The organism is Paenibacillus sp. FSL W8-0919, assembly GCF_038003785.1.
Taxonomy (GTDB): Bacteria; Bacillota; Bacilli; order Paenibacillales; family Paenibacillaceae; genus Paenibacillus_AQ; species Paenibacillus_AQ lactis.
This window is the reverse complement of sequence record NZ_JBBOPV010000001.1, coordinates 3,025,791-3,048,985: the sequence shown is the minus strand read 5'-3', so window position 1 is coordinate 3,048,985 and position 23,195 is coordinate 3,025,791. Positions and strand designations below refer to the sequence as shown.

At 52.9% G+C, this 23,195-nt stretch carries 21 protein-coding genes and 1 tRNA gene; 5 read left to right on the top strand and 17 right to left on the bottom strand.

The window, feature by feature from the left end:
- Positions 1-39: 39 nt before the first annotated feature.
- The 6 genes from NST44_RS13495 to NST44_RS13470 all read right to left on the bottom strand — a co-directional run bounded on the left by NST44_RS13495 (position 40) and on the right by NST44_RS13470 (position 4,469).
- Positions 40-1,242 (bottom strand): M14 family zinc carboxypeptidase, encoded by a 1,203-nt coding sequence (locus NST44_RS13495; protein WP_340899871.1) that lies wholly within the window; start codon positions 1,240-1,242, stop codon positions 40-42.
- Positions 1,243-1,488: 246 nt separating this feature from the next.
- Complete coding sequence (racE, locus tag NST44_RS13490; RefSeq protein WP_007127671.1) at positions 1,489-2,295, bottom strand: glutamate racemase; 807 nt, start codon at positions 2,293-2,295, stop codon at positions 1,489-1,491.
- Positions 2,296-2,661: 366 nt separating this feature from the next.
- Positions 2,662-3,033, bottom strand: coding sequence for a YtxH domain-containing protein (locus NST44_RS13485; RefSeq protein ID WP_007127670.1), 372 nt, complete (start codon positions 3,031-3,033; stop codon positions 2,662-2,664).
- Between the two features lie 15 nt (positions 3,034-3,048).
- Entirely contained in the window at positions 3,049-3,504 is a 456-nt protein-coding gene (locus tag NST44_RS13480; RefSeq protein WP_213614685.1) for a DUF948 domain-containing protein, read from the bottom strand.
- 213 nt (positions 3,505-3,717) lie between these two features.
- On the bottom strand, positions 3,718-4,137 hold the full coding sequence (locus tag NST44_RS13475; RefSeq protein WP_213614687.1) for a DUF86 domain-containing protein: 420 nt from the start codon (positions 4,135-4,137) through the stop codon (positions 3,718-3,720).
- Positions 4,138-4,181: 44 nt separating this feature from the next.
- On the bottom strand, positions 4,182-4,469 hold the full coding sequence (locus NST44_RS13470; protein ID WP_007127667.1) for a Dabb family protein: 288 nt from the start codon (positions 4,467-4,469) through the stop codon (positions 4,182-4,184).
- Positions 4,470-4,850: 381 nt separating this feature from the next.
- On the opposite strand from NST44_RS13470, the gene NST44_RS13465 reads away from it, so the two are divergent.
- Positions 4,851-6,308 carry an alpha-L-fucosidase gene (locus tag NST44_RS13465; protein WP_340899865.1) on the top strand — a complete coding sequence of 486 codons (1,458 nt, stop codon included), beginning with the start codon at positions 4,851-4,853 and terminating at the stop codon, positions 6,306-6,308.
- Positions 6,309-6,433: 125 nt separating this feature from the next.
- On the opposite strand, the gene NST44_RS13460 is transcribed toward NST44_RS13465, so the two are convergent.
- Genes NST44_RS13460 through NST44_RS13445 form a run of 4 tightly spaced genes read right to left on the bottom strand, consistent with a single transcriptional unit; the run spans position 6,434 to position 12,433 of the window.
- Positions 6,434-8,023, bottom strand: a complete 1,590-nt coding sequence (locus tag NST44_RS13460) for a glycoside hydrolase family 43 protein (protein WP_340899863.1) — start codon at positions 8,021-8,023, stop codon at positions 6,434-6,436.
- Between the two features lie 49 nt (positions 8,024-8,072).
- The gene (locus NST44_RS13455) at positions 8,073-10,049 is read right to left on the bottom strand and encodes a YjhG/YagF family D-xylonate dehydratase (protein WP_340899862.1); all 1,977 of its coding nucleotides are present in this window, start codon (positions 10,047-10,049) and stop codon (positions 8,073-8,075) included.
- 16 nt (positions 10,050-10,065) lie between these two features.
- The gene (gene gucD, locus NST44_RS13450; protein WP_340899860.1) at positions 10,066-11,532 is read right to left on the bottom strand and encodes an alpha-ketoglutaric semialdehyde dehydrogenase GucD; all 1,467 of its coding nucleotides are present in this window, start codon (positions 11,530-11,532) and stop codon (positions 10,066-10,068) included.
- 25 nt (positions 11,533-11,557) lie between these two features.
- Positions 11,558-12,433, bottom strand: a complete 876-nt coding sequence (locus NST44_RS13445) for a fumarylacetoacetate hydrolase family protein (RefSeq protein ID WP_340899858.1) — start codon at positions 12,431-12,433, stop codon at positions 11,558-11,560.
- A gap of 172 nt (positions 12,434-12,605) precedes the next feature.
- Here NST44_RS13445 and NST44_RS13440 point away from each other — a divergent pair, with 172 nt between their 5' ends.
- From NST44_RS13440 to NST44_RS13430, 3 genes are all read left to right on the top strand, one after another.
- Positions 12,606-13,526, top strand: coding sequence for a helix-turn-helix domain-containing protein (locus NST44_RS13440; protein ID WP_144867557.1), 921 nt, complete (start codon positions 12,606-12,608; stop codon positions 13,524-13,526).
- A gap of 329 nt (positions 13,527-13,855) precedes the next feature.
- Entirely contained in the window at positions 13,856-14,452 is a 597-nt protein-coding gene (locus NST44_RS13435; RefSeq protein ID WP_007127651.1) for a helix-turn-helix domain-containing protein, read from the top strand.
- Positions 14,453-14,598: 146 nt separating this feature from the next.
- Positions 14,599-14,787: a hypothetical protein gene (locus NST44_RS13430; RefSeq protein WP_340899852.1), complete on the top strand. Its 189-nt coding sequence runs from the start codon at positions 14,599-14,601 to the stop codon at positions 14,785-14,787.
- A gap of 144 nt (positions 14,788-14,931) precedes the next feature.
- On the opposite strand, the gene NST44_RS13425 is transcribed toward NST44_RS13430, so the two are convergent.
- Positions 14,932-15,645: a WD40/YVTN/BNR-like repeat-containing protein gene (locus NST44_RS13425; protein WP_028405161.1), complete on the bottom strand. Its 714-nt coding sequence runs from the start codon at positions 15,643-15,645 to the stop codon at positions 14,932-14,934.
- Positions 15,646-15,927: 282 nt separating this feature from the next.
- Between NST44_RS13425 and NST44_RS13420 the strand changes: the two genes are divergently transcribed.
- Positions 15,928-16,563 (top strand): LysE family translocator, encoded by a 636-nt coding sequence (locus NST44_RS13420; RefSeq protein WP_007127648.1) that lies wholly within the window; start codon positions 15,928-15,930, stop codon positions 16,561-16,563.
- Positions 16,564-16,821: 258 nt separating this feature from the next.
- Here the strand turns inward: NST44_RS13420 and NST44_RS13415 are convergent.
- The 6 genes from NST44_RS13415 to NST44_RS13390 all read right to left on the bottom strand — a co-directional run bounded on the left by NST44_RS13415 (position 16,822) and on the right by NST44_RS13390 (position 23,144).
- Positions 16,822-16,905: transfer RNA gene (locus tag NST44_RS13415), tRNA-Leu, on the bottom strand.
- A 496-nt stretch (positions 16,906-17,401) separates the two neighbouring features.
- Positions 17,402-18,544, bottom strand: coding sequence for a GerAB/ArcD/ProY family transporter (locus tag NST44_RS13410; protein WP_210095040.1), 1,143 nt, complete (start codon positions 18,542-18,544; stop codon positions 17,402-17,404).
- A 14-nt stretch (positions 18,545-18,558) separates the two neighbouring features.
- A complete protein-coding gene (locus NST44_RS13405; protein WP_213614701.1) occupies positions 18,559-19,773 on the bottom strand; it encodes a Ger(x)C family spore germination protein in 1,215 nt (404 codons plus the stop codon).
- Between the two features lie 18 nt (positions 19,774-19,791).
- Positions 19,792-21,483: a spore germination protein gene (locus NST44_RS13400; protein ID WP_007127644.1), complete on the bottom strand. Its 1,692-nt coding sequence runs from the start codon at positions 21,481-21,483 to the stop codon at positions 19,792-19,794.
- 288 nt (positions 21,484-21,771) lie between these two features.
- Positions 21,772-22,485 carry an MgtC/SapB family protein gene (locus NST44_RS13395; RefSeq protein WP_007127643.1) on the bottom strand — a complete coding sequence of 238 codons (714 nt, stop codon included), beginning with the start codon at positions 22,483-22,485 and terminating at the stop codon, positions 21,772-21,774.
- Positions 22,486-22,538: 53 nt separating this feature from the next.
- A complete protein-coding gene (locus NST44_RS13390; RefSeq protein WP_007127642.1) occupies positions 22,539-23,144 on the bottom strand; it encodes a glycerol-3-phosphate responsive antiterminator in 606 nt (201 codons plus the stop codon).
- Between the last annotated feature and the right edge of the window lie 51 nt (positions 23,145-23,195).

Sequence of the window (23,195 nt, the reverse complement as noted above, 5' to 3'; positions counted from 1 at the left end):
TATACGAGCTCGGCATCGCTTCCGTTTCAAATCCCAACGTTATTTCAGTGACATGAACGCGGCGGCAATGGAGCCTGCCTCAACGCATAAATCTTCAAAATCCTCCAGCGGGAGCGGATTTACGCCAAGCCCGATCTCAACGGTAAAGCCGGGTCTCCGGTAATGCTGAATGAACCAATCTTTATACCCGGCATCGCTGCCCTGCAGCTTGACCGGGCGGTAGCCCGCTGCCTTGCCCAAAATCCTTGCCCAGTCTTCGGTCTCAGGCGGCTCATAATCCCTGTAATTCCAATAGATCTCCTTCCCCTGGCTGTGCAGGGAAACCGCCCTTACAGGGGATATGTCCAGGGTATGCTCGTATAAGGCTCTAGCCTCCGGCTCACACAGCGGATCGGTCCCGGCATAATCCTGCGGGCATGGCCCCGTTTTCCCTCTGCGCTCCACCTCTTCTTCCCAGTGCGCGGGAAACTGATCGCCGAGGTCGACTCCGCGGATGTTGGCCTTCCAGCGGCGAAAATCCTCACGCCCATAATTCCAATCAAGCAGCCGGTCGTAATAAGGATGGTCCGGGGTTACCCCCTCCTGCACCAGCTCCACGCCGTCCGGATTCGCCATGGGCACGATCCATAGCGTATATTCCGTATACCATGCTTCCGGGTCCCCTCCATAAATGCGCGTGCTTCCGGACAGCGCCTTGGCGTAATCCTCTGCAAACCGCAACAGACACGGGGCGGTAATCCATTCATTGGCATGCAGGGCCGCATTCATATGAAGCGTCTTCGGGCCGACGCCGATGGAAGCGGCATAGATCGGTTTGCCGAGAACGCTTGTGCCGATCACCGTCCACTTTAGGGCCGGGTACCTTATGCGCATTTCTTGAATATCGCGCTCAAGCTCATTCGGGCCGTACTCGCCCGCCAGCCTGATCAGATGCGCGGATGACGGAGCCGGCAGAACCATTGTCTTGCCAGGAGGCAGGCTGTGATCCGTTAACCCGGGATTCAGGTCGATCAAAGCGCCTACGGATAACCGGAAGGCAGCGCCGATGCGCTCCAGCGTGTCCCCCTCTTGAATGATGTACCTCCGGCGCAATGAGGAAGGGAGATACAACAATTGCCCCTTTTTCAAATAAGGCTGCTGGGCCGCCCATGGATTCGCCGTTAACAGCTGTTCCAGCGCCAGGCCGTTGCGTGCCGCGACGCGTCTTAAAGTATCGCCTTTCTGAACGACATACTGCTGCATAGTGGATTCCTTTCCGCGGCCAGAGCCGCTTCGATTATCGTCCACTCCATATATATGATTTGCGGTTTGTCCATCATGTGCCTTTGAAAAGGCGGATGATACGGCCGCTTGATCCGCCGGACTCGTTAACCATACGCGATCCCTATCCCATACACCGTTAGGGGCAGGTCACAAAACGGGCCGGCAGGGATTTCTTCCCTGCCGGCCCGCTCCTTTCGTCCTTTTCGCTCGATGATGATTCGTGAATTATAGCTTCGTAATCTGCCATACCACCGGCGTCCGCTTAATATGATCCCCCAGCCATTCCTTAGCGATGCTCTGGAAGATCACCGGATCTCCGGTGCAAAAAAACTGATGGACCGGACTCTCGTCATTGCTGGCGAGCTGTCCCTTGTCGTACAGAATCGTGCTGACCTCGCGCGCCGTCTCGTCAGCCGAACTGATTAGCTTCACATCCTGCCCCATAACGGTCTGGATGGGATCCATCAGGAATGGATAATGCGTACAGCCAAGGATCAGACAATCAATGGATGAGTCTTTCATTCCATTCAGTGATTCTTCGACAACCTGCAGCGAATCTTTGGATCGGAATAATCCGTGTTCCACCAGCGGAACGAGATCCGGGCAAGCCCGGCTCTCAACCTCCACATAGGGGGACAGCTGCTTCAGAGCCGCCGTATATGCTCCGCTTCCGATCGTCCCGACGGTGCCGATCACACCGACACGGCCGGTTTTCGTTGCACTGATCGCGGCTCGCGCGCCCGGATGAATGACACCGATGACAGGCACCGGCACCTTGGAGGAAATATAATCGAGCGCCGCCGCCGTAGCCGTATTGCAGGCGATGACAATCATTTTGGGATCATATTGGATTAGATAATCTACAATCTGTTCCGTAAATAAACGGACTTCTTCCGGTGTACGGGGTCCGTAGGGTGCGCGGGCAGTATCTCCGAAATAAATAATCTTCTCTCTCGGGAGCTGTCTCATCACTTCCTTAGCGACGGTCAGCCCACCCACACCTGAGTCTAGTATTGCGATTGCTTGCTGCACGAACCCACCGCTTCCTTCTCATCATATTCATGGTTTACGTGATACCATATGTCATTTCGGTTCGAAATGTACCTAAATCTTACCCCAATTCCCCCCTATCTTCAACAAGGTGCGCCAGGATTAGACAAGCGCTGGAAGACCACAGATGAACTATGGATGACACTCACGGAAAGCCTCCTAAATCCCCTTGACGCCAATTCGCCGATCTGAGAGCTACGCTTACTAGCTTGCTCGGATTTTCAACGTTAACGCTGATCAAATTCCTTCTTCCTGCTGTGAAATGCGCATAGTAAAAGCCGGGCCCGCATCTATAGCAGTCCCGGCTTTCGCCTATGTTCGATATGGTGGCCGCGAACCTCGCAGCGATTATGCTTGCGGATCTTTGGACTCCGGAATGAAGCTGATAAACTGCTCTTCCTCCTCAGCCTCATCATCGCTAAAAGACGACACTTGAACGATGTCTTCCTCCTCCAGCCAGGATTCTTTACGGCCGCGCCATGCCTGAATGTCAGAGATCACGTTTTCAGCGCGATCGGTCATAATGCCGACCAGATTCAAGCCCTGCTCCCCAACCTTCTCGGCTGCCTCCTGCACCTTGCTCCCGATGCCGCGGGCGCCTTCGGCAATATCGCCCCGAAGCTCTTTTCCGGATTTCGGTGCGAGAAGAAGCGCCGTCACGGAGCCTGCAACGCTGCCGATCAATACGCCCCACAGGAGTCCTTTGCTCTTATCGTTCATACAATCCCATCCCTTCTATTTGGCCTGCCCCTCGCCGGATTTGGCGGAAGAGTATCTGCTCCATGAGTGCCATAAGGTCATGCCGGCATCAATCCATCGAAACATCTCCCCGATATGCCTTTCATTATCGAGGCGCGCCCGTTCCAGATGCTCAATCGCCGTTATCGAAGCCTTCTTCCCTACGGCATGAACGGCATCCGCCGTCTTGGCAATGGCCGAAGCTGCATCGTTCAGCGAAGCAGTTAAGGCTTCGCCCGCTGCCAGCTGCCGCTGTACCATCTCCATCGATACGGAGGCCTGCTTCAACACTTGCGAGGCTTCCTGCGCCAGCTGCGAGCTATCCTGCTCCAGCTTGGCAAGAACGGCTTCCGTATGCTGCAGCAGCTTGCGAAGGGACAGCATCATCACGATCGCTGTGCCGGCAACGATCATAATTCCAACAGCAGCCGCAAGCGCGCTCCACTCCGTCATAGGGAACTCCTCCTTTCATCCGACCGGGCGAATGCCTAGTCGCTTGATGCATTATAAGCAGGATGGGCTTGTATTGACACAGCTTTTTACATTTTTCTCGGGAGGTTATGAAGAGGGTCTGTCTAACACGAAAAAGGCCCGGGATATCCCGGACCGGATGTTTTACAAATGCGTCGCCAAGCAGCGCTGCACGGTTAGAATCCTTTTCCTCGCTTAAAGCTCATTCTTCAAATACTCGCGAACATGCGCCGCGAACCGCTCCAAAGCATCCGGCAGCTTCGCCGTTAACGGATGCAGCGAATGCCTGTCCCAATCGTAATATTCCTGAACCAGCGGCTTGCGGAGCCTAACCAGCTCCAGCAGCACGGCGTGCACGTCTTGAGGAAAGACCTTCTCCTCGTAGACGATATCCATAATATCCTCGTAGCTGCTTGCATCCCGCATAATAAAGCCGTCGATCAGATAGCTTCCGACATCGGTCACGACCTCGATCGCCAGATGAAGGGCCCGTTCCTGCATCATTCCCAGCACAAGTCCGCCGTCCCATGACTGCGCTGCTTTCCTGAGTCCCTCCGCAATCTCGGGAATAGCCTCAAGCCGCCGTTCAATTTGTTCCTGATTTACATAATACACGGTCAATCTCCTCCAGAGCTGTTAAATGATTATCAAACAACGGGCTACACTTCAAAGTCAACGCTGAGCGTATGATCCTTGACGGTATTAATGTAACGGATCACTTCCTGATGGACCGGATGAACCGCGTAAGCCTGCAGATCCTCAAGCGAATCGACTTCAACGATGAGAGCCAAATCGTACGAGCGCTCCGAACGGATGACATCGGCACCGGCCTCGATCGATCTCAGCATCGGTATTTTCCCTTCCATATCACGCAGCACTTGTACCGTCCGTTCAATATTTTCGGCTGTTGGCTCCTTTAATTTAAAAAACACAATATGTTTAATCACGATTGGTTCCTCCATCTCTTCGCTATGTAAAATTCCCACTTCTATCATACCCCGTTCGTGCGGAAAAGGAAATCGCTCTCATGCAGTGGTTCGAAGCCGCAGCCTGGCCTCACCGGCCGACATTGGGCAATCCATACGCCTGCCGCCCCCGCCTGAGCCAGTCCCCGCCAAAGCCACTGTCGGCTATATGCCCTCGTTGTAGGCATAGTCAACCCACCGTTTTGACGCTGTTGAACCACATGGAATGATCCTAATATAAATGGACCTCTCCGGCCGTAACAGGTTAATAAAATCCACGATGAGATGAGTATTATCCATTCTTTCCTTTCTACGATAGCGCTATCATAAGAGAACATGAACCGAAAAGGAGAATTGTACTTCATGGATAGAAATGAATATTTGCAAGTGATCGACGGGACGATTGCGAGAGGGCGATTCAAAGACGATTGGGGATCTCTTGGAGCATTTCGTGTTCCCGAATGGTACAGAGATGCCAAATTCGGTATCTTCATCCACTGGGGTGTATACTCCGTACCCGCTTTTAAAAACGAGTGGTATCCACGCAATATGTACATTCAAAATTCAGAGGAATATGAGCATCATATTGCTACTTACGGAGAACACAAACAGTTCGGGTACAAGGATTTCATTCCGATGTTCAAGGCTGAGAGGTTTGACGCGGAAGAATGGGCCGATTTATTCAGACGCAGCGGGGCCAGATATGTAATGCCCGTTGCCGAACATCATGATGGTTTCCAAATGTACAAAAGCGGACTCTCCCGGTTTAACGCCTATGAGATGGGGCCAGGCCGGGATCTTCTCGCTGAAATGAAAACCGCTTTCGAACGCCAGGGACTGGAGCTGTGCGTCTCTTCTCACCGTGCGGAGCATTGGTTCTTCTTGTCTCACGGCAAGGATTTCGATTCGGAAATCCGGGAACCGCTTGCACGCGGCGACTTCTATTGGCCGTCAATGCCGGAGCCGGATCATCAAGATCTGGCAGGCTCGCCTCCGAGTCATGAATTTTTGGAGGACTGGCTGCTCCGGTGCTGCGAGCTGGTCGACCGTTTCCGCCCTAAAGTTTTTTATTTCGACTGGTGGATTCAGACCAGCGCTTTTAAACCGTACCTGAAGAAATTCGCAGCCTATTATTATAATAAGGGCGACGAATGGGGATACCCGTTTGCCATCAATTACAAGCACGACGCTTATATGTTTGGCACGGCCGTCCCTGATGTAGAGAGAGGCCAATTTGCGGAACTGAAGCCGTACTTTTGGCAAACCGATACAGCCGTTGCGAGGAACTCCTGGTGCTATACGCCCGATAATGAATACAAATCGCCAGTCGAAATCATTCAGAATCTGGTTGATATCGTGAGCAAAAACGGCAGTTTGCTGCTCAATATTGGTCCCAAAGCAGATGGAACGATCCCCGCCGAGGACCGAGATATTCTCATTGCCATCGGAGATTGGCTGCAGGTCAATGGAGAAGCGATATACGGGTCAACGTTTTGGAAAACATTCGGTGAAGGGCCGACGGAAATTAAAGAAGGTCAATTCACGGACGGAACGGCCACAGACTTCACAAGCGAAGATATCCGTTTCACAATGAAAGGATGTTATCTGTATGCAACGGTTTTGGCTTATCCTGAGGATGGCATCGTCCGCATCCGCTCGTTGAAAGAGTGTTCCCCCCACTATCATGGCATCATCCGGGATATTCGTGTGCTCGGGTTCGATGAGAAGCCGACATGGGATCGAAACGATGAAGCCTTGTCGATACAAACCGTAACAGTTAAGAGTTCGGTACCGGTCGTTTTTCAAATCGAAATCGAATAATATGGGCGAACGTACAAACCTTCCCCGCCTTCTTGTCAAAACTGCTAGACAAGAGGCGAGGAACTCTTTTTTTCTTCCATCAATTTGAAAAGCCATGTCATACTGGGGGGCATATCAGTATCGGCTTAGATCGTCGTGCTGTTCGTCTCTTTGTATACAAAGTAATCAAAATCAGCGTGCTTCCGGGTCCCGCCAAGATCCTGCACGCAAAGACCGATGTAGGTTCCCGTAAACCGGATATAATCGGGAGATTCATCGGACAGATGCGTGATATCGAACCATCCGCCTGCGGGATACCAGGACGGATCGTCCTGTAACGCATAGTAGAAGCAGGCACGGTCATGATCGACCACAACCTTTAACCGGATTCCGTTCACCGATTTCAGCGGAATATCCTCTAGCAGCTCATCGTAACCCCCGTATCTGGACTGAATGATTCCCAAGCACTGTCCTTTTTCTTCATGATAAGTTACCCGTAAATAAAGATAGTCTTTCGTGTCGTAATACAGAATCAGCCCTGCCATTTGCTGCGGATGGTCCGGTGCAAACTCCAGACAAGTTTCGGCTTCACACGCAAAAGCCTGCAGTCTTCGGGCGACCATGCTCTGCCTGTGCGTCGAGCTCATCGACTCCATGCCGCGCAGGCGCAAGTAACCGGGACGTTCCGTAAGGCTCAGCCACGTCGGATCCGGCGGAATACGAAGCGTATTCCAATCGCTCCGGAGCATGGGTTGATCAAAGTGGTCCATCTCCGGTGCCGGTTCAAAAGGATGCGGCTTGATTTTTGGTGCAGGCACCTGAACCTCGGGATATCGGTCACCGCTCGCAAGCCGCAGCCAGCCGTCCTCGCTCCACGTGCACTGCTGCAAAGCCGTCTCACGGCCAAGTGTGCAAAACTGTCCATTGACAGGCCGGCCGATCAGATGGGCCATGTACCATTCGCCGGTGTGCGTCTCGACGAGGCTGCCGTGACCGGCCTTCTGCAGCTTTAAATCCGGCCTGCCGTATGAAGTAAGGATCGGGTTGGCAGGATCGACCTCATAGGGCCCTTGTAACGTACGGGATCGCGCTACCGTCACCGCATGTTCATAACCGGTTCCCCCTTCAGCCGTGAGCAGATAATAATACCCCTTATATTTGTACAGATGCGGTGCTTCCGTCAGCCCTAATTCCGTGCCCTTGAATATGTTAACGGCGGGCCCGGTCAGTTTTTGTTCCTGAACGGAAAATTCCTGGAGCACGATGCCCGAGAACCGGTTCTTTCCTTTACGGTGATCCCAAATCATATTGACCAGCCACTTGCGTCCGTCCTCATCATGAAATAAGGAAGGATCGAACCCGCTGCTGTTCAAATACACCGGCTCAGACCACGGGCCTTCGATATTCGTCGCCGTCACAAGGTAATTATGGGTATCTTTAAAAGCGCCGACCCGGCTTTTGACATCTGTGTAAATCAGATAAAACACGCCGTTGTCATAGCTGAGGCAGGGAGCCCATACGCCTCCGGAATCGATGTTGCCTTCCATATGCAGCTGCGATGTCCGGGTCAGCGGAGATTGTATCGGCTTCCAATGAACCAGGTCCCGGGAATGGTGAATCCGTACGCCCGGGAACCATTCGAAGGTGGATGTGGCGATATAATAATCTTCCCCTGCCCGGCATATGGACGGATCGGGATGAAAACCGCGAAGAATGGGGTTCGTGATCATATTCATTTAAGCAACCTCCGGCATGAAAATGATGATTGTACAAAAAGTGATTGTTTCAGTGCCAGCCCAGTACTTTTTTGCCGGCTTCCAGAGCGGTTATGATCCGTTCCACGTCGTACACATTTCCTCTCCATGTCCCTCCGCTGACGGACTGCAGCGCAGCCCACAGCCTGGTGTCATCCGGCAAAGCTTCATCCGGCCGCATATCGGGATGGAAAGGCCTCTGTGCCAGGATGAGAGCGCCTTCCTCCGGCGAAACCTCGACTTCCCCTTCACCGACAAAATTTATGCTGCCTTCCAGCGTGTTGCGATCCACGACGATATCAATCAAGTCACCGTTCCGAAGCTTGCCGATCGGCCCGCCTGCCAGCGCTTCGGGGCCAACATGGCCAATGCATGCCCCGGTGGAAACACCGGAAAACCGGGCATCGGTAATGAGCGACACGTATTTGCCGAAAGACAGATGCTTCAGCGCAGACGTAAGCTGGTAAGTCTCCTCCATCCCGGTCCCTGACGGACCCCGCCCGAGAAGTACGACGACGTCGCCTGCCAGAACTCCGCCGGTCTTAATCGCACGGATCGCTTCGCGTTCGGTTGTAAATACTTTGGCTCTGCCTCTGTGACGATACACGCCATGGTCATCCAGTACCGAAGGGTCGATCGATGTGGATTTGATCACAGAGCCTTCCGGAGCGATATTCCCGGTCGGAAACGTTACGGTAGAGGTAATGCCAAGACGCCGCGAATACTCCGCGCTCATAATGACACTATCCGGATCAACCCCGTCCTTCTCTTTCAGCTGCTTCCGCAGCAGATGACGGCGTTCCGACGATTCCCACCAGTCGAGCACCTCGCCCAGCGTCGTACCTGTTACGGTAAGCACGGACTCATCCAGTATGCCAAGCTGCCTGAGGTGAAGCATCACTTCAGGCACTCCTCCGGCCTGAAACACCCGAATGGTCGGGTGGAAGATCGGGCCGTTCGGCAGGGCGCTGACCAGTCTCGGCACATGCTTGTTGACCTGGATCCAGTCCTGCACCGCAGGCACGGTTAAACCGGCTGCATGGGCAATGGCGGGAATGTGGAGCAGCAGATTGGTAGAGCCGCCGAATGCGGCATGAACGGCCATCGCATTGCGAATCGCCGCATCGGTGACAATGTCCGCCATTCTCAGCCCTTCGGACTCCATGACCATGAGTGCGCGTGAGGATTGCCGAGCCATTTCGATCCAGATCGGCTGCCCGGATGGTGCAAGCGCGGCATGCGGCACCGTCATGCCCATCGCCTCGGCGACGACCTGGGCTGTTGCCGCCGTGCCTAGAAACTGGCAGCCTCCTCCCGGTGTAGCGCATGCCCGGCAGCCGAGCTCCGCCGCCGCTTCCAGGGAGAGCTCGCCGCTGACGTACCGTGCGCCGATCGTCTGAATTTTGCCGGCGTCCTCTCCATCGACAGGCGGAAGGGTGACGCCCCCGGGAACGATCACACCCGGCAGCTGTGGCATGCCCGCAAGCGCAAGCATCATCGCCGGCAGACCTTTATCGCAAGTGGCGACGCCGATCACCCCTTTGCGCGTCGGCAAGGAGCGAATCAGTCTGCGGAACACCACGGCAGCGTCGTTCCGGTATGGAAGGGAATCAAACATGCCTGTCGTTCCCTGGGATCGGCCGTCACAAGGGTCGCTGACATAGCCGGCAAACGGAATTCCACCGCGGCCCGATATCTCTTCCGCCGCGGCCTTCATGAGCAGGCCGACCTCCCAGTGGCCCGTATGGTAACCGAGGGCGGCAGGACTGCCGTCCTCGTTGCGAATTCCGCCCTGCGTGCTCAGGATCAGAAACTGTTTTCCGTTCAACTCCCCGGGCTTCCAGCCCATCCCGACATTCTGGGACATGCCGAACAAGTCGCCGCTCGGAGCGTTCCGCAGCAAGTCATCCGTTAAAGGCAGCCGTCCCGCCGCCCCGGGAGCATACGCCATAATATCGAAACAGCTTGAGTCTTTCTCCCCCATTATCGACATAATCTGTTCGTGCATGGCACCCTCCCGCCGCCTAAGACTTAACGAAAACCGTTTTGATGGATGTGAAAAACTCGATGGCCGCTTGCCCCTGTTCCCTGGAATGCGAGCTCGACATTTTCATTCCGCCGAACGGAGCCTGCAGCTCTACGCCGGCCGTTTCCGCATTGATCCTGACCAATCCGGCATCCATATCCCGGATGAAAGACAGCATTGCGCCGACATTTTGCGTATAGATGGAGGCACTCAAACCAAAGTCGCTGTCATTGGCCGTCTCTATGGCTTCCTCCAGGGAATCCACCGCGATCAATGCAAGCACAGGGCCGAAGATTTCTTCCCGGGCTATGGACATATGCGGTTCGACCCCCTCAAATACGGTTGGCTGGACATAAAACCCTTCTTCAAGCCCTGGACCGTCCGCTCTTTTTCCGCCGGTCAGCAGCACGGCGCCTTCATCCTGCCCTTTTTGAATATAGTTCAGCACCGTTTCGAGCTGTCCTTCGTTCGCGCACGGTCCCATCCAGCTTTCGGAAGACATGCCGTCCCCCAACCGGATCTCCCGGATTTGCGACAGGAGCTTTTCTTTAAAGGCTTCATATACTTTCCGCTCCACAATGACCCGGCTGGTGGCGGTGCATTTTTGGCCGGTGGATTTCAAGCCGCCGCTGATGGTGGCCTCGACTGCCAAGTCCAGGTCCGCATCTGCCGCGATAATGATCGGATTTTTGCCGCCCATTTCAAGCTGATACTTGGCTCCCCGCCCCAAAGCGGCGGCGCCGACCCGTTTTCCGACTTCGTTGGAACCTGTGAACGTTATCCCGTTGACATCCGGATGCTCGGCAAGCGCAGATCCGATCACCGAACCTCTGCCGCATACAAGATTGAGAACGCCTGCCGGAATTCCCGCCTCCTCAAAGCATTCCATGATTTTGGCTGCCGTGACCGCCGTTTCCTGCGCCGGCTTTAACACAACGGTATTGCCGTATATCAAAGCCGGGGCCGTCTTCCAAATCGGAATCGCTACGGGAAAATTCCATGGGGCAATGACGCCCACGACGCCAAGCGGTACACGGGTCGTAAACATCAGCGCTTCGCTGTCCGTCGAAGGAATGACATCTCCGATTTTTCGCATCCCTTCGCCGGCGTAATACCTTAGGATCGCGACGCCGCGCATCGTCTCTCCCTTAGCTTCTGCAAGCGTTTTGCCCATTTCCCTCGTCATCGCCTCGGCGACCTCGTCGGCCCGGCGTTCCAGCACACTCGCCGCCTTGTAGAGAACATTGCCGCGTTCCGCGCCGGTTAATCGCCGCCAGGCTCGGCCTGCTGCTTTGGCCGCTGCGACAGCACGGTTCAGATCCTCTATACCGGAAACCGGTACATAACCGACTACCTCATTCCGGTTTGCCGGATTGATGCTGGGTTCGGTTTCTCCGGACGCAGCCTTCACCCATTCTCCGTTGATATAGTTCCTGTATACTTGCTCTCTTTGAAATGCCGTCATGGGAATACGCCCTCCTTATTAAAAACTAATTTGATAAAACAGGGTTCACCAGCGTACCGATACTGCTGATCGAAATTTCAATCCGGTCTCCGGGCTCAAGCGTAAAATCATTAGGCGGCACAATGCTTGTGCCTGTCAAAAGCACCGTACCATCGAATAAATCGTTGTCCTTTGCCAAGAACGAGACCAGTTCATCCAGCTTTCGGTTTAATTCACTTGTACTTGCCTGGCTCTTCACGACCATGCGCCCTTCGCGGTAAATCTCGCAGACGATGCTGAATGCATATGGATTCTGCACCGTTTCCGCAAGCCGGATGGCCGGTCCGATGGAGCAGGAATTGCGCCATATTTTTGCTTGCGGCAAATACAGCGGGTTCTCCCCTTCGATATCGCGGCAGCTCATGTCATTACCCACGATGTATCCCACTATACTTCCATCAGCGGCAAGGACTAGTCCCAACTCAGGCTCTGGAATCTGCCATGTGGAATCGCTGCGCAGCGTGACGGCCTCGTTCGGTCCGATGGAGCGGGCGGCCGTGGATTTGAAAAAGATTTCCGGCCGCTCAGCGTCATAGACTTTATCGTAAAATGTCTCCGCATCCAGTCTTCCATCCGTAGCTTCATAATTTCGTGCTTCGCGGCTTCGTTGATACGTAACACCCGCCGCCCATACTTCCGGCGCGTCCAGTGGCGTGACAAGATGCAGAGAAGTCCAATCACCAGCCAGCTCACTTGTTGGACTAAAAGCGTTTTCAACCAATTGAACAGGAGAGATCCCGCGCTCCCTGGCTTGATGGATCAAAGTCATAAAATCCGGCTGCGGCAGACGATAGGCTGTTTCATCATCCGTAACGGCTGCCAGCCGCTTCCGTTGTCCGTCCAGAAATCGAATAATTCTCATTCAGGCTTGCCCCCATTTCTTCCCCATCGGGTTGATATTACTACCATAGCACCACCGATCGCCCATGACGATGCGCTAATCTCTACGACGATTTACCCTTTTCACGCATAATTTTTCTGTTAAGATGAGTCTAACCGTTACGGGAATACAGGACATACCGAGGAGGTTTGCTGTGACCAAGCTTTCCGAAGCCGCGTATTTAGGTCGTCTGCCCGATGTTCGCATGTCTTTTCAATTATTGGGGCTGCATGCAAGAAAAGTGGATTCCCGCTGGACTTATCCGTCCCACGAGCATTCCATGTACGAAATTCATTGGATGATGGACGGCGAGATGAATATGGTGGTCAATGGACAGCTGTACAAGCAGTCCGTTGGAGACTTGTTGTTCATTCGCCCCGGCATGACACATTCCTGCACGTGTGCCGGTCCGCAGGGTTTCACTTACTTCTCCGTTCATTTCAGCGTTCACGATACATCCTTTTGCAGAGAACTCAACCGCTGCAAGGACATTTATTATCCGGCAGATTCGGCTTTAGCCCAGGGACTGTCTTCTTCTCTGTCTACGCTGTACAATCTGGCCACAGAGCACTTATCCAGCCCGCTGCCGGCCTCCAAACAGATGAGGGTCCATGCCGCCGTATTCGAACTGCTCGGCTCCCTGGTCGGACAGCTGTCTCAGACCACATCCGTCACCTTATCCAGAAAAGAATCCATCGCGCGTCAGATCGCCGAGCAAATCGAGGACTCCGTAAGATATATTCATCTTCACGGTGAAATTCAGGAGACCGAGCGAACCTGGATCCAAGACATCGCCAAGTCGCTGAACCTTAGTCCGTCGCAGGTTAATCGGATTTTTCGGCAGGTATACGGCAGAGCACCGCGCAAGTTTCTATCCGAAACCCTCCTGAATGAGGCCCAGCGGCTGTTGAAGCAAACAGACCTAAGCATTGACCATATTGCGATGATGCTGGGGTATAAGACCAATGCGCATTTCAGCCGCCAATTCAAGCGGTGGACCGGCATCGCACCAAGCGAGTTCCGCATCCATTCCCAGCAGCCATCGGCAGCCGGCCCGGATCATCCGGATTATTGAACCAAATTGCGAATAGAACCGGCCGGCGGCAGGTTTTTTTGTTAGCATTGACAAGTCTAATGAAACATTTAAGCTTTGTAGCCAACTGTACACCCTACGAGATACAGATCATTTGATATTCGTTGAGCCGACGAGACATCATCACTGTAACGTTGCCGGATTCATACTCCAGCGGCGTGTTTCTGGGTACGGCAAGCACTCCTTTCACAGGTCTGTCGCAGTACACGTTGATTATGCAACAACGAAATGGAAACAAATGTTTAGACGTTGGCTATTGAAAAGTTAGTGTCGAATATTGTAGTATTGTGTTAAAAAAAATCGGAGGAATTATGCCTACACCATTGCAGCAAGAAAAACACTCCATTGAGGCGTGGTCCCTGATCAATCGGAAATATTTGGGGAAAGGCGTGCGAGTCAAGCGCTTTCGGAGGCCGACCCGCTGCCAAATTCGCAACCGCGTCCTCCTTGCCATTCTAATGGCCAATGACATCAAACTGTCTCAGCTTGCCGAAGAATTGGGAGTTTCCTCGCGCAGCGTCAGTGCTTGGGTATATGAGGGACGCGTACCCGGAAAGCAAAATCTGGAGAAAGCCTGCAGTTACCTCGGGTATCCCCGTCATATTCTGTTCCGGGAGGAGCTGCTGGAGCAGTCCCCGCTGATCTGCCAGCCTGCACCGTCGCGCTTTATGAAGCGGACGTTGACACGCTCGCCGGTCAGTAACCGGATCCTGACAGGCCTATGCATGGTGCACGATTTGTCGGTAAGCGATGTGAGCCGCTGGATCGGCGTGCATCCCGGCACATTCCGCAAATGGCTGCATCAAGGAACGGTTCCATCGGCAGCATTCCAGGAGAAAGCGGAACAATTTTTCCGCATTCCAAAATCGGTCCTGTTTGCAGACTGCATCCTGAACAAACATTCGTAGAGCAAGAACGAAAATGAACTCATAACCTCTTCATCAACTGCTCTGCGCGACCTTTCCCGGATTAAGGTTTGCCGGGCTTTTTTTCTTCTTGCCGGCATGTTTACGGCGTTAACTGGGAATATTGTTCGTTGAGGTGATGGTCTGGCATGAGCTTCAATCAGAAGAACGGTGCTGCGCTGGGTCTGCTGGCAGGAACAACATTCGGCAGCGGCTTCGGTTTTTTGCTGGGATGGCACTCCTACGATTTGGTCGGCAGCGTAGCCGCCGGCGGTATTCTCGGCATTGCAGGAGGCATATGGCTCAGCTGCCGAATCCTGTTTAAGGAGCTGCCCTGAGGGAAGCGCCCGGTGGAAACAACCGCAGGAGCAAAAATATAAAGCAAACAAGCAGGCCGGATAAGAGAGCTCCTCTTGCCCGTGCCTGCTTGTTTTACGTTGGTGTGGATTTCTTCCATGCCGCCTGCCTGATCTTCTTCTATGTTACAGCCATTCGCCATGACCGTGAAGATCCTGCTGGTGATTCTGAAGCCGCCAGCCAATCAACGGCTCCCGCAAATCTTCCGGTTTCCGAGTCGTATCCGGACCCTCGGATTCTCCCCAGGTTTTCCCCCCGTCTTCCGTTCTCGCCGATCCGCTGAACCCCGTGTCCGGCGATACGAAATGAAGAAATCCCCCATTCGGCGTCCTGCCGATCTTGTTCCAGACCTGTCCCCCGTCCGTCGACTGATATAAATCATTGTTCTCCATGACGGCCCATACGTGGTTTGCGTTCAAGGCAAAGATTTGGCGAACCGTCTCCTCGGGATAAGCCTGCACCTCCCAATCGGTTCCACCGTCATCACTGAAGGCAATCCATCCGTCTCCCCCAATCCAGCCTGCTTGGTGATTGATAAGCCACATGGCCGTAACATCCGTAAGATCCACTTCGTCTTTGCTCTTTCCATCCGCTTCGCCACTTGAACCCTGGCCGGCAGGTTCTGATGGGTTCCCCCCGGACTGATCCGTCTTCGAGGATTTCCCGCCGGATGCCGATCCGTCCGAATCGCTCCGCTTCCCGTCATGGTTCTGCGTAAGCGATACGGGAGCAGGAGCGACAACGCTGCTCCCGGAATCGGGCGCCTCACAACCGGCTGTCACGGACAGCAAGACGACCAGCAGCAACCATGTGCCGAACCGGTTTCGTACGTTTGCCATTTCGACCACTCCCCCTTCCCGGTCAAATTCCCCCTGCTGTCAATCTATCCATGATGGAACGGCGATAACATAACGCCAGCTCCAAGACCATTCAATTACTATAAGTATAATGGCAACACCCCATAAAACGGAACAGGAAAAAACGCTTATCCGGCAGGTTCTAGAGCAGCATAAGTATCGATTCACCTGCTTGCCATTTGAATCATCTGACTCTAATATAGGGACAGGATGGTTTGAGTAACGACAGACCCATCGCTTTAGGACCATAAAGGGGGAATGCAAATGCTCGATTTTCCGACTCTTATGACGTACATCATCGTTGTTCTTGGTCTATTTTTGATTCCAGGACCCGCCGTTCTCCTCACCATTACCCGTACCGTTCAGAACGGGCGAAGAGGAGGCATTATGGCTGGGCTCGGTATCGCTACCGGGGATTTCCTTCATACCTTATTTGCAACGGTAGGTCTATCCGCAATATTGATGACTTCGGCACTTGCCTTCAATGTTGTTAAATTTGCAGGCGCAGCCTACTTGCTATACCTAGGGATTCGCGCAATCCTAAGCAAGCCCTCCGAACCGCAAATGCCCCAGGTTGAATCGGCAGGCTCCCTGAAATCCTACGTCTCGGCAACTGTTGCTGAGCTTCTTAATCCGAAGACGGCCCTCTTCTTTCTGGCATTCCTGCCTCAATTTATTCATCACGAACGCGGTGAAGCGGTCGGGCAGTTCTTAGTCCTGGGATTGATTTTTGTGATTCTAAGCATATTGTATACAACCACGATTGTATTAAGTGTCTCCACGCTTGGAAGAGTGGTTAAACGGACGCCATGGATCAGGCGCCTAAGCCAGTGGAGCGGCAAATTCGTTGGAGCAATCTACATTGGACTGGGCCTAAAGGTAGCATTCCAAAGACAGTAATGGATGAAACGTATCCCTATCAAGGTGCTTAAGTGCACGGTGCCGGCAGACAAACTTAATGCAGATGCAACCCCCACTTATTGAATTGTGGGATACTCAGCGCATGAGAACAGCTCCGAAGGGAGCTGTTTCTTATTTTCGTACAACCCTCGTCACGCTTTCAACCGATGATACGAGCTGCGGAAAACTCAGATATACAAAAAAGCTCTTGAATTGCCGCAAGGACAAATTCAAGAGCTTATTCGCTGTTACATTAGATGCGGTCGAGAGGACTCGAACCTCCACGGGGGTTAGCCCACACGGACCTGAACCGTGCGCGTCTGCCAATTCCGCCACGACCGCATGTGTTTGGGTTATCAACTCGTTGTGATCACCGTAATTAAGAGTATATAACGAATAAAGTTAAAAAGCAAGCATTTTTTAAAAAAAATGTCGAAAGCATGGTATGCATCATGATGGCGTACCGCATGACCCGCTCTCCCGCTTCGGTATTTTTAACCTCCCTCCCCTCCATACTATAACAGGACGGGGTTATAAGAGGCGCCAATCCGATTGACCCCCTAAGACGAAAGGCGAGGTGAGTTGCATGCTCCTGAAAAAATATTCGATCATGTTATTAACCACCGTATTATGCTTGACCATAACGATCCTTACGGACATCCTCTTCGGCTTTCCGTGGTACAACTTTATCATTAACTGGCGTTTCACGCTCTTCTCTCCCGTTGAGAGAATCACCGTGATCCTCTTGCTAGCTCTGCTGGTTATTCCGGATCTTTATCGCAGCTTCCGCAAGAGGAAGCATGAAACGAGCCCCCCTAGAGCGTCTGGGGAATCGGATTCAGGAACCGGAAGCGGGTCCCGAACCCGGGCCGGGTGCAGAACCGGAACGCCTTCCGAGGATGGCTTTGCGGATCAGACATATGATCACGAGCAGGAGCGGTAAACCGATGGAATAGAACGGGAACACCGTATACAGGTAGGCTCCCCCTTTCATTAGATGCTCGCTGTAAGAGCGGGCAAGGATAATGGAGAGGCCGAGTATGACCAGTGCATAGGGATAAATTAATTTACGATACGGGATTTTGAACAATATGGAGGAACTGATCAATGCTGCATAATAATATAGGCTGATTTTAAAGAACACGCCGATGATCAGAACCATCACGATCAGAATTTGCGTCCGCTCGATAAATTCCGAAATCTCTACCTTCCCCATCATGGTCAAAAGCGGAAATACCGCCCGTTCGGTAATATCCGCTCCCAGTACTGAAATCGTGATCAACGACACGTGAGCCAGGATGACGCCGGTAACCAATATCGCCAGCAGTCCTGCTTTCACCCCATTTTTGGTATGGTTAACAGCCGGAAAGATGGCCGTCGCACAGATAAGCTCGCCAAACGGAAAATGAATGTTTTTCTTTAGCACCGATTCTAGAATCGGCTGGAATCCTTCACCCATGACAGGTAGCAGGAGCTGAAGGTCAATGATCCCGGAAAATAGAATCACGATCCCGCTGAACACCCCGATCATAAACATAATCGCCAAAAAGATGGTAGCCGTCCGTGCCAGCACCTCCAAGCCTTGATGCAGCACATAGGCCACCGCCATGATCATGAGCAGATTCACGATCAGAAGCGGCGTTTCCCTCAACGCGGCGGACGCCATGACCAGCAGTCCCCCGTCTACGAGATCTCGAGCCGCTGTGAACATATAAAGGACGGCATAGACTAGTCCTACAAGGCTGCCGACATATTTCCCGAGCAATAATCGATAATACTCCACTGGCAGTTTATCGGGAAATGCCGTGTACAAATACGCATTCAAGGAGAAGATCAGCATGCCGATCACCGTTCCGATGAGCACGGCTATCCATGCATCCCGGCCTGCCTCAAGTCCCAAATTTACGACGAGCGTCGTGCCGAACTGAAACAGAACCAATATCGAGAAGAATTGAAATGGGCTGATTTTCACCTTTTCCATTTGACTCTCCTCCTTCATTGGTTGTGGATCTTGTATAGAACGGAACGATCCCTCATTTGAGAATTTCGTATCACCGGTTTCACATGGTATTTCACTTGCACCCGTGGAAAGAGCTGATCCCAGCGATTCTTCATCTTTCGCCAAGCGGACGGATCGGACCGTTCCACAGCCTGACCAAATCCCAGAATATCGCTATTCACTTCCTTGCTCTTACGAACGGCTAGCTCCATAATACGAATAACCTCTTTCGAGGCTGCGTCCTCCAGGAGCTTCATCGTTGCCGGATTTCGCAGGTCAATCGCGCTGTTCACTTCACGGATCGAGAAATTAGGCTCCACGTGAATGTGAATAATCGGATTCGCAGGATCTTCTAAGTCAGCGAGCAGCCTTGTTTTGGACCGCATAACTTCAAGCGATATTTCTCCACCTTGATCAAGTAACTTCAAATGGATCGGCGTGATTTTCATTTTATTCCGGATCCAAACGGTGCCGCGGGATTCGTCCGCGTTTAACCAGCTCACAAGACGATCCCCTTTAAATACAGCCATTTGGGAGATGACCGCCAATCCTTCTACCTTCGCGTTTTTTAAGGTTTCCATCTTCGATGCCTTTTCGGCGCTGCCTTCGATCATCACTCCGTTCACCAAAGGCCCGCCTCCCGGGGTAAGCAATCCACGGATGACATCATCCACCTCGATCCGAAAATTCTCTCCAAGCTGTCCCGACGTTAAATCGATCTTCTGCTCGAGTGCAAAAGCCGTGATTTTTCCAATCGGTGTCATTGCAGACACGACATCCTCTGCGGTTTGTCCCTGGGTTGCAATCAATACTTCGGCATTCAGCCGGATATCGGAGTCTCTGTCCAAATAATCGAAGAGATCGATAATGCCCTCTCTCGCCACGCGATCCGAGATGACGATCAGACCGGTATGGGCGAGCGAAATGATACGGGGCACTTTGCGGGAAGCATTGCGCATCGCTTCGACCACGCTTTTCCCTGATGCCTTATATACGGAGGTAGGCGTTGCTCCTCTGCCGGCCTTCCCCGAAATTTCATCGGCGATGACCGTCTGGAAGGAAACGAGATATTCCTTCTCCTCTTCCTTCCAATCCACGCCGATACCGGAGACAATTGCACGCTTATTCAGCTCTACCACATCCCAGCAGCCGCTCAGTAGGCCGAGACAGCAGCACATGATCAGAATGGTCAGCCCTTGATGTTTGCGCATATCTCAGTTCGCCTCCCATCATGAGTTACGATTTCCTCCTGCTCCGTTCGCAGCCGTATGCTGCCCCCTTCCCGAAGCGCTTCCGCCATCGGCACCTTGTTGCCCCGACCCGCTCATCCTCCCATCCGAGTCTCCAGCCAAGGAAGTGTCTTGATTCGATGACGCTCCAAATCCGGTTGAAGACTCCGCAGCTTGAGTTTGCAGCGGCTGAAAGGGTAAACGGATGATCGCATCCTTCTGATTCCTGAGCCGGAATGGACTGATTGGCGACATGAAGGGTACACCGAAGGACCGGAGACTGTTCATATGCGCGATCAGCACGATGACGCCCAAGGTCAGCCCATAGAAGCCGAACATGCCGGAGAGAACCATGAAGCCAAAGCGAATCAGCCGTCCAGCGATGGACAGGTTGTAGGCCGGAAGCGTGAAGCTTGCAATACCGGTCAATGCCACTACGATAACCATCGCTGGCGTAATGAGACCTGCTTCAACGACAGCTTGTCCGAGGATGAGCGCACCGACAACCGAAACCGTCTGCCCAATCGCCCGCGGCATCCTGACACCGGCTTCCCGCAATATCTCGAACACAACCTCCATGAGCATCGCTTCGATAAAAGCCGGAAAGGGGACGCCTTCACGTTGGGCAACCAGACTGATCAGCAGCTGCGTCGGTACCATTTCATAGTGAAACGTTGTTAATGCGATATAAACAGACGGACCCAGAATCAAAATAATAAAGCTGATATAGCGTACGAGCCGCATGACGATGGCGATATCGAAACGCTGCGCATAATCCTCAGGCGACTGAAAGAAATGGGCAAATACCGTTGGAAGCACCAGCACAAAAGGGGTTCCGTCCACCAAGACTACGATCCGGCCCTCCAGCAGCTTGCTCGTCGCATCGTCAGGACGCTCCGTGTTATATATCGTTGGAAACGGAGTAATGGTCTTATCTTGAATGAATTCTTCAATATAGGCCGATTCCAATATCCCTTCAATCTCAATCCGGTTCAGCCTGTCCTTGATCTCCCTGACAATCCCCGGATCCGCCTTGCCCTTGACGTACATGATGGCTACGTGGGTATGGGTGACCGATCCGATCTTCATCGTTTCGAGCCATAGCTGAGAAGATTTTAATCGTCGCCGGATGAGTGAAATATTGGTTGCAATGGACTCCACAAAGCTGTCCTTCGGGCCGCGGACTACCAGCTGCGAGGTTGGCTCGGTTACGGATCTCCATTGCCCGCCCTGAGTGCCTGCGATAATGATGTGATCCGCCCCCTCAAACAGGATGACCGTGTCTCCCGACAATATCGCCAGCATCGCTTCATTCCAATCTGCACTCATTCTGGATTCGCCCATCGCAAGTCCGTCTTTCATGACCATATCCAGAAAATCGGCCGGGCTGCGCTCCTTCTGCAGGAATTCCTTGCTTAATTGCAGCAGCGATTCCATCACATCGTGATTGATCATTTCCGGATCGCTGAGCCCGTTTAAATAAACGATGGCGCAATTGGCCTCGGACGCTCCTCCAAGCTTCAATTGCCGGAAAATGATATCCGGGCTGTTCCCAAGTTCTGTGCGGATGCGGTCCAGATGCTCCTGTAAATGGTCGGCCGGCTCGATTCCCGCAATTTTCCGGGAAGCTTCCTGCCCCGGCGCATCCTTCCTTGGGGCGAAGCGGCGGCCGCGAGGCCGGTAGCGTAGCATTTCGTTTCCTCCCAGCATGCAAAGCTCGAGTTACCTCCATTATTTGCTTTACATGCCTTTTTCATGCGAAGCAGCAAGGAAATGAATTCCTTCTCCGGCCGTGAAGTAGAAGCCGATCCATCCATCTATATATCTATCTTCTAAAAGGAAATCTTGGTGATGGACATTCTTTATGGGGTGCAACCTTAATGGAGAAGTGTTGGGGTCTGATAATGAAATGGAGCCGTACAAATGTACGGCTCCATGGCTAAACCTTATCTGCGATGCTATTTCCGATCAAATACATACCTAATCCCGCCAATTCATCCGCACCTGCTTGATCCCCTCGACCTGCCACAGCTGCTCGAATAAGGCATCGATGCCTTTGCTGTTAAATGAATACACCCGGAATTCCATCGTTACTTTCGTTGAATCATCATCGGCAGAGTCATTATTGACGATCATGCCCTGGACGGTCATGTTCGCCTTTTGGAGAAGATCGGTAATGATGCTGACCTGCACGGGCCGATCACCCGCTTCAATCATGATTTTCAGGCTCCCCGACTTCTTAATGAACAAAAACCGGGATTCCAGCTTGTTCAGCACAAGCGTACTGATCAGCACGATGGCAGTCGTAACGACCGCCGGCCAGTAAAACCCGGACCCCACGCTGAGCCCGATGGCAGCAGCTACCCATAACGTTGCTGCTGTGGTGAGGCCTGAAATAATATGATTGGAACGCCGCAGGATAGCGCCCGCGCCAAGGAAGCCGATACCACTTACCACCTGCGCCGCAAGCCGCGCAGGGTCAAATCTGGCATTGGGATGATTGATAAGCAAGGAGTCAAATCCGTAAATGGAGGTCAACATGATGAGGGTTGATCCCACGGCAACCAACAGATGGGTCTTCAGTCCAGCCTGCTTATTTCTGCGCTCCCGTTCCCAACCGATCAGCCCGCCGAGCAGAGCTGCAAGCAGCAGCCGCATCAGCATCGTTTGCATATCCAGTGAAATATCGTACATTTTCGTTCACTCCTCATCAGCAACCGTTCTATTATCCCCCTCGCTGGCCGGTCTTATTGCATATGCTCATCCTGCCAGCGCCATAGTTCCTTACTGGAGGTCGAAATCCCGATGACGCCGCTCTTTAGAGCCGTATCGAAATCCTCCAAATCAATCATTAATCCACCCGCAATGACGGGCACATCGACTTCCGCCCGGATCCGGTCCATAATCCGCTCGCATACCATGCCTGGCAGCACTTCAATGGCATCCGGATTCGAAGCCTTAATCATCTTGATCCCGTTATCCAGCGAAACGGAGTCAAATACGAACAGTCGTTGAACGGTCAGCAGGCCAAGCTTCTTGGCCTCGACGATGATCGTATTCTTCGTGGTGACAATGCCGTCGATGCCTACCTTTTCAGCCAAATAAGTTACTCCCGCCCGATCCTTCCCAATCCCTTCGATCAGGTCGAAATGAACGAAGGACAGCTTTCCGGCCTCCTGGATTTGTTCTACGATCGACTCGATATTAAATATATCGGTCCTCAGAATAAACACGATGTTCGATTCGGTTGCAAGCACGGAGGGGAGCTCGTCAGCATTCATCAAAGATGTAATGATCGGTTTGCGCTTCAAGCAGTACGTGATTCGCTGCGCGCCTTCTACACTTGTTCTCATGTCTTCACCTCGTTGCCAAGAGCAGCATCTCCGGTTCTCCAGCTGCCCGGG

Coding starts and splice junctions, on each gene's coding strand:
- NST44_RS13495 (WP_340899871.1), bottom strand. CDS start 1,242: ATGCAGCAGTATGTCGTTCAGAAAGGCGATACTTTAAGACGCGTCGCG.
- NST44_RS13485 (WP_007127670.1), bottom strand. CDS start 3,033: ATGAACGATAAGAGCAAAGGACTCCTGTGGGGCGTATTGATCGGCAGC.
- NST44_RS13480 (WP_213614685.1), bottom strand. CDS start 3,504: ATGACGGAGTGGAGCGCGCTTGCGGCTGCTGTTGGAATTATGATCGTT.
- NST44_RS13465 (WP_340899865.1), top strand. CDS start 4,851: ATGGATAGAAATGAATATTTGCAAGTGATCGACGGGACGATTGCGAGA.
- NST44_RS13460 (WP_340899863.1), bottom strand. CDS start 8,023: ATGAATATGATCACGAACCCCATTCTTCGCGGTTTTCATCCCGATCCG.
- NST44_RS13455 (WP_340899862.1), bottom strand. CDS start 10,049: ATGCACGAACAGATTATGTCGATAATGGGGGAGAAAGACTCAAGCTGT.
- gucD (WP_340899860.1), bottom strand. CDS start 11,532: ATGACGGCATTTCAAAGAGAGCAAGTATACAGGAACTATATCAACGGA.
- NST44_RS13445 (WP_340899858.1), bottom strand. CDS start 12,433: ATGAGAATTATTCGATTTCTGGACGGACAACGGAAGCGGCTGGCAGCC.
- NST44_RS13435 (WP_007127651.1), top strand. CDS start 13,856: ATGCCTACACCATTGCAGCAAGAAAAACACTCCATTGAGGCGTGGTCC.
- NST44_RS13430 (WP_340899852.1), top strand. CDS start 14,599: ATGAGCTTCAATCAGAAGAACGGTGCTGCGCTGGGTCTGCTGGCAGGA.
- NST44_RS13425 (WP_028405161.1), bottom strand. CDS start 15,645: ATGGCAAACGTACGAAACCGGTTCGGCACATGGTTGCTGCTGGTCGTC.
- NST44_RS13420 (WP_007127648.1), top strand. CDS start 15,928: ATGCTCGATTTTCCGACTCTTATGACGTACATCATCGTTGTTCTTGGT.
- NST44_RS13410 (WP_210095040.1), bottom strand. CDS start 18,544: ATGGAAAAGGTGAAAATCAGCCCATTTCAATTCTTCTCGATATTGGTT.
- NST44_RS13405 (WP_213614701.1), bottom strand. CDS start 19,773: ATGCGCAAACATCAAGGGCTGACCATTCTGATCATGTGCTGCTGTCTC.
- NST44_RS13400 (WP_007127644.1), bottom strand. CDS start 21,483: ATGCTACGCTACCGGCCTCGCGGCCGCCGCTTCGCCCCAAGGAAGGAT.
- NST44_RS13395 (WP_007127643.1), bottom strand. CDS start 22,485: ATGTACGATATTTCACTGGATATGCAAACGATGCTGATGCGGCTGCTG.
- NST44_RS13390 (WP_007127642.1), bottom strand. CDS start 23,144: ATGAGAACAAGTGTAGAAGGCGCGCAGCGAATCACGTACTGCTTGAAG.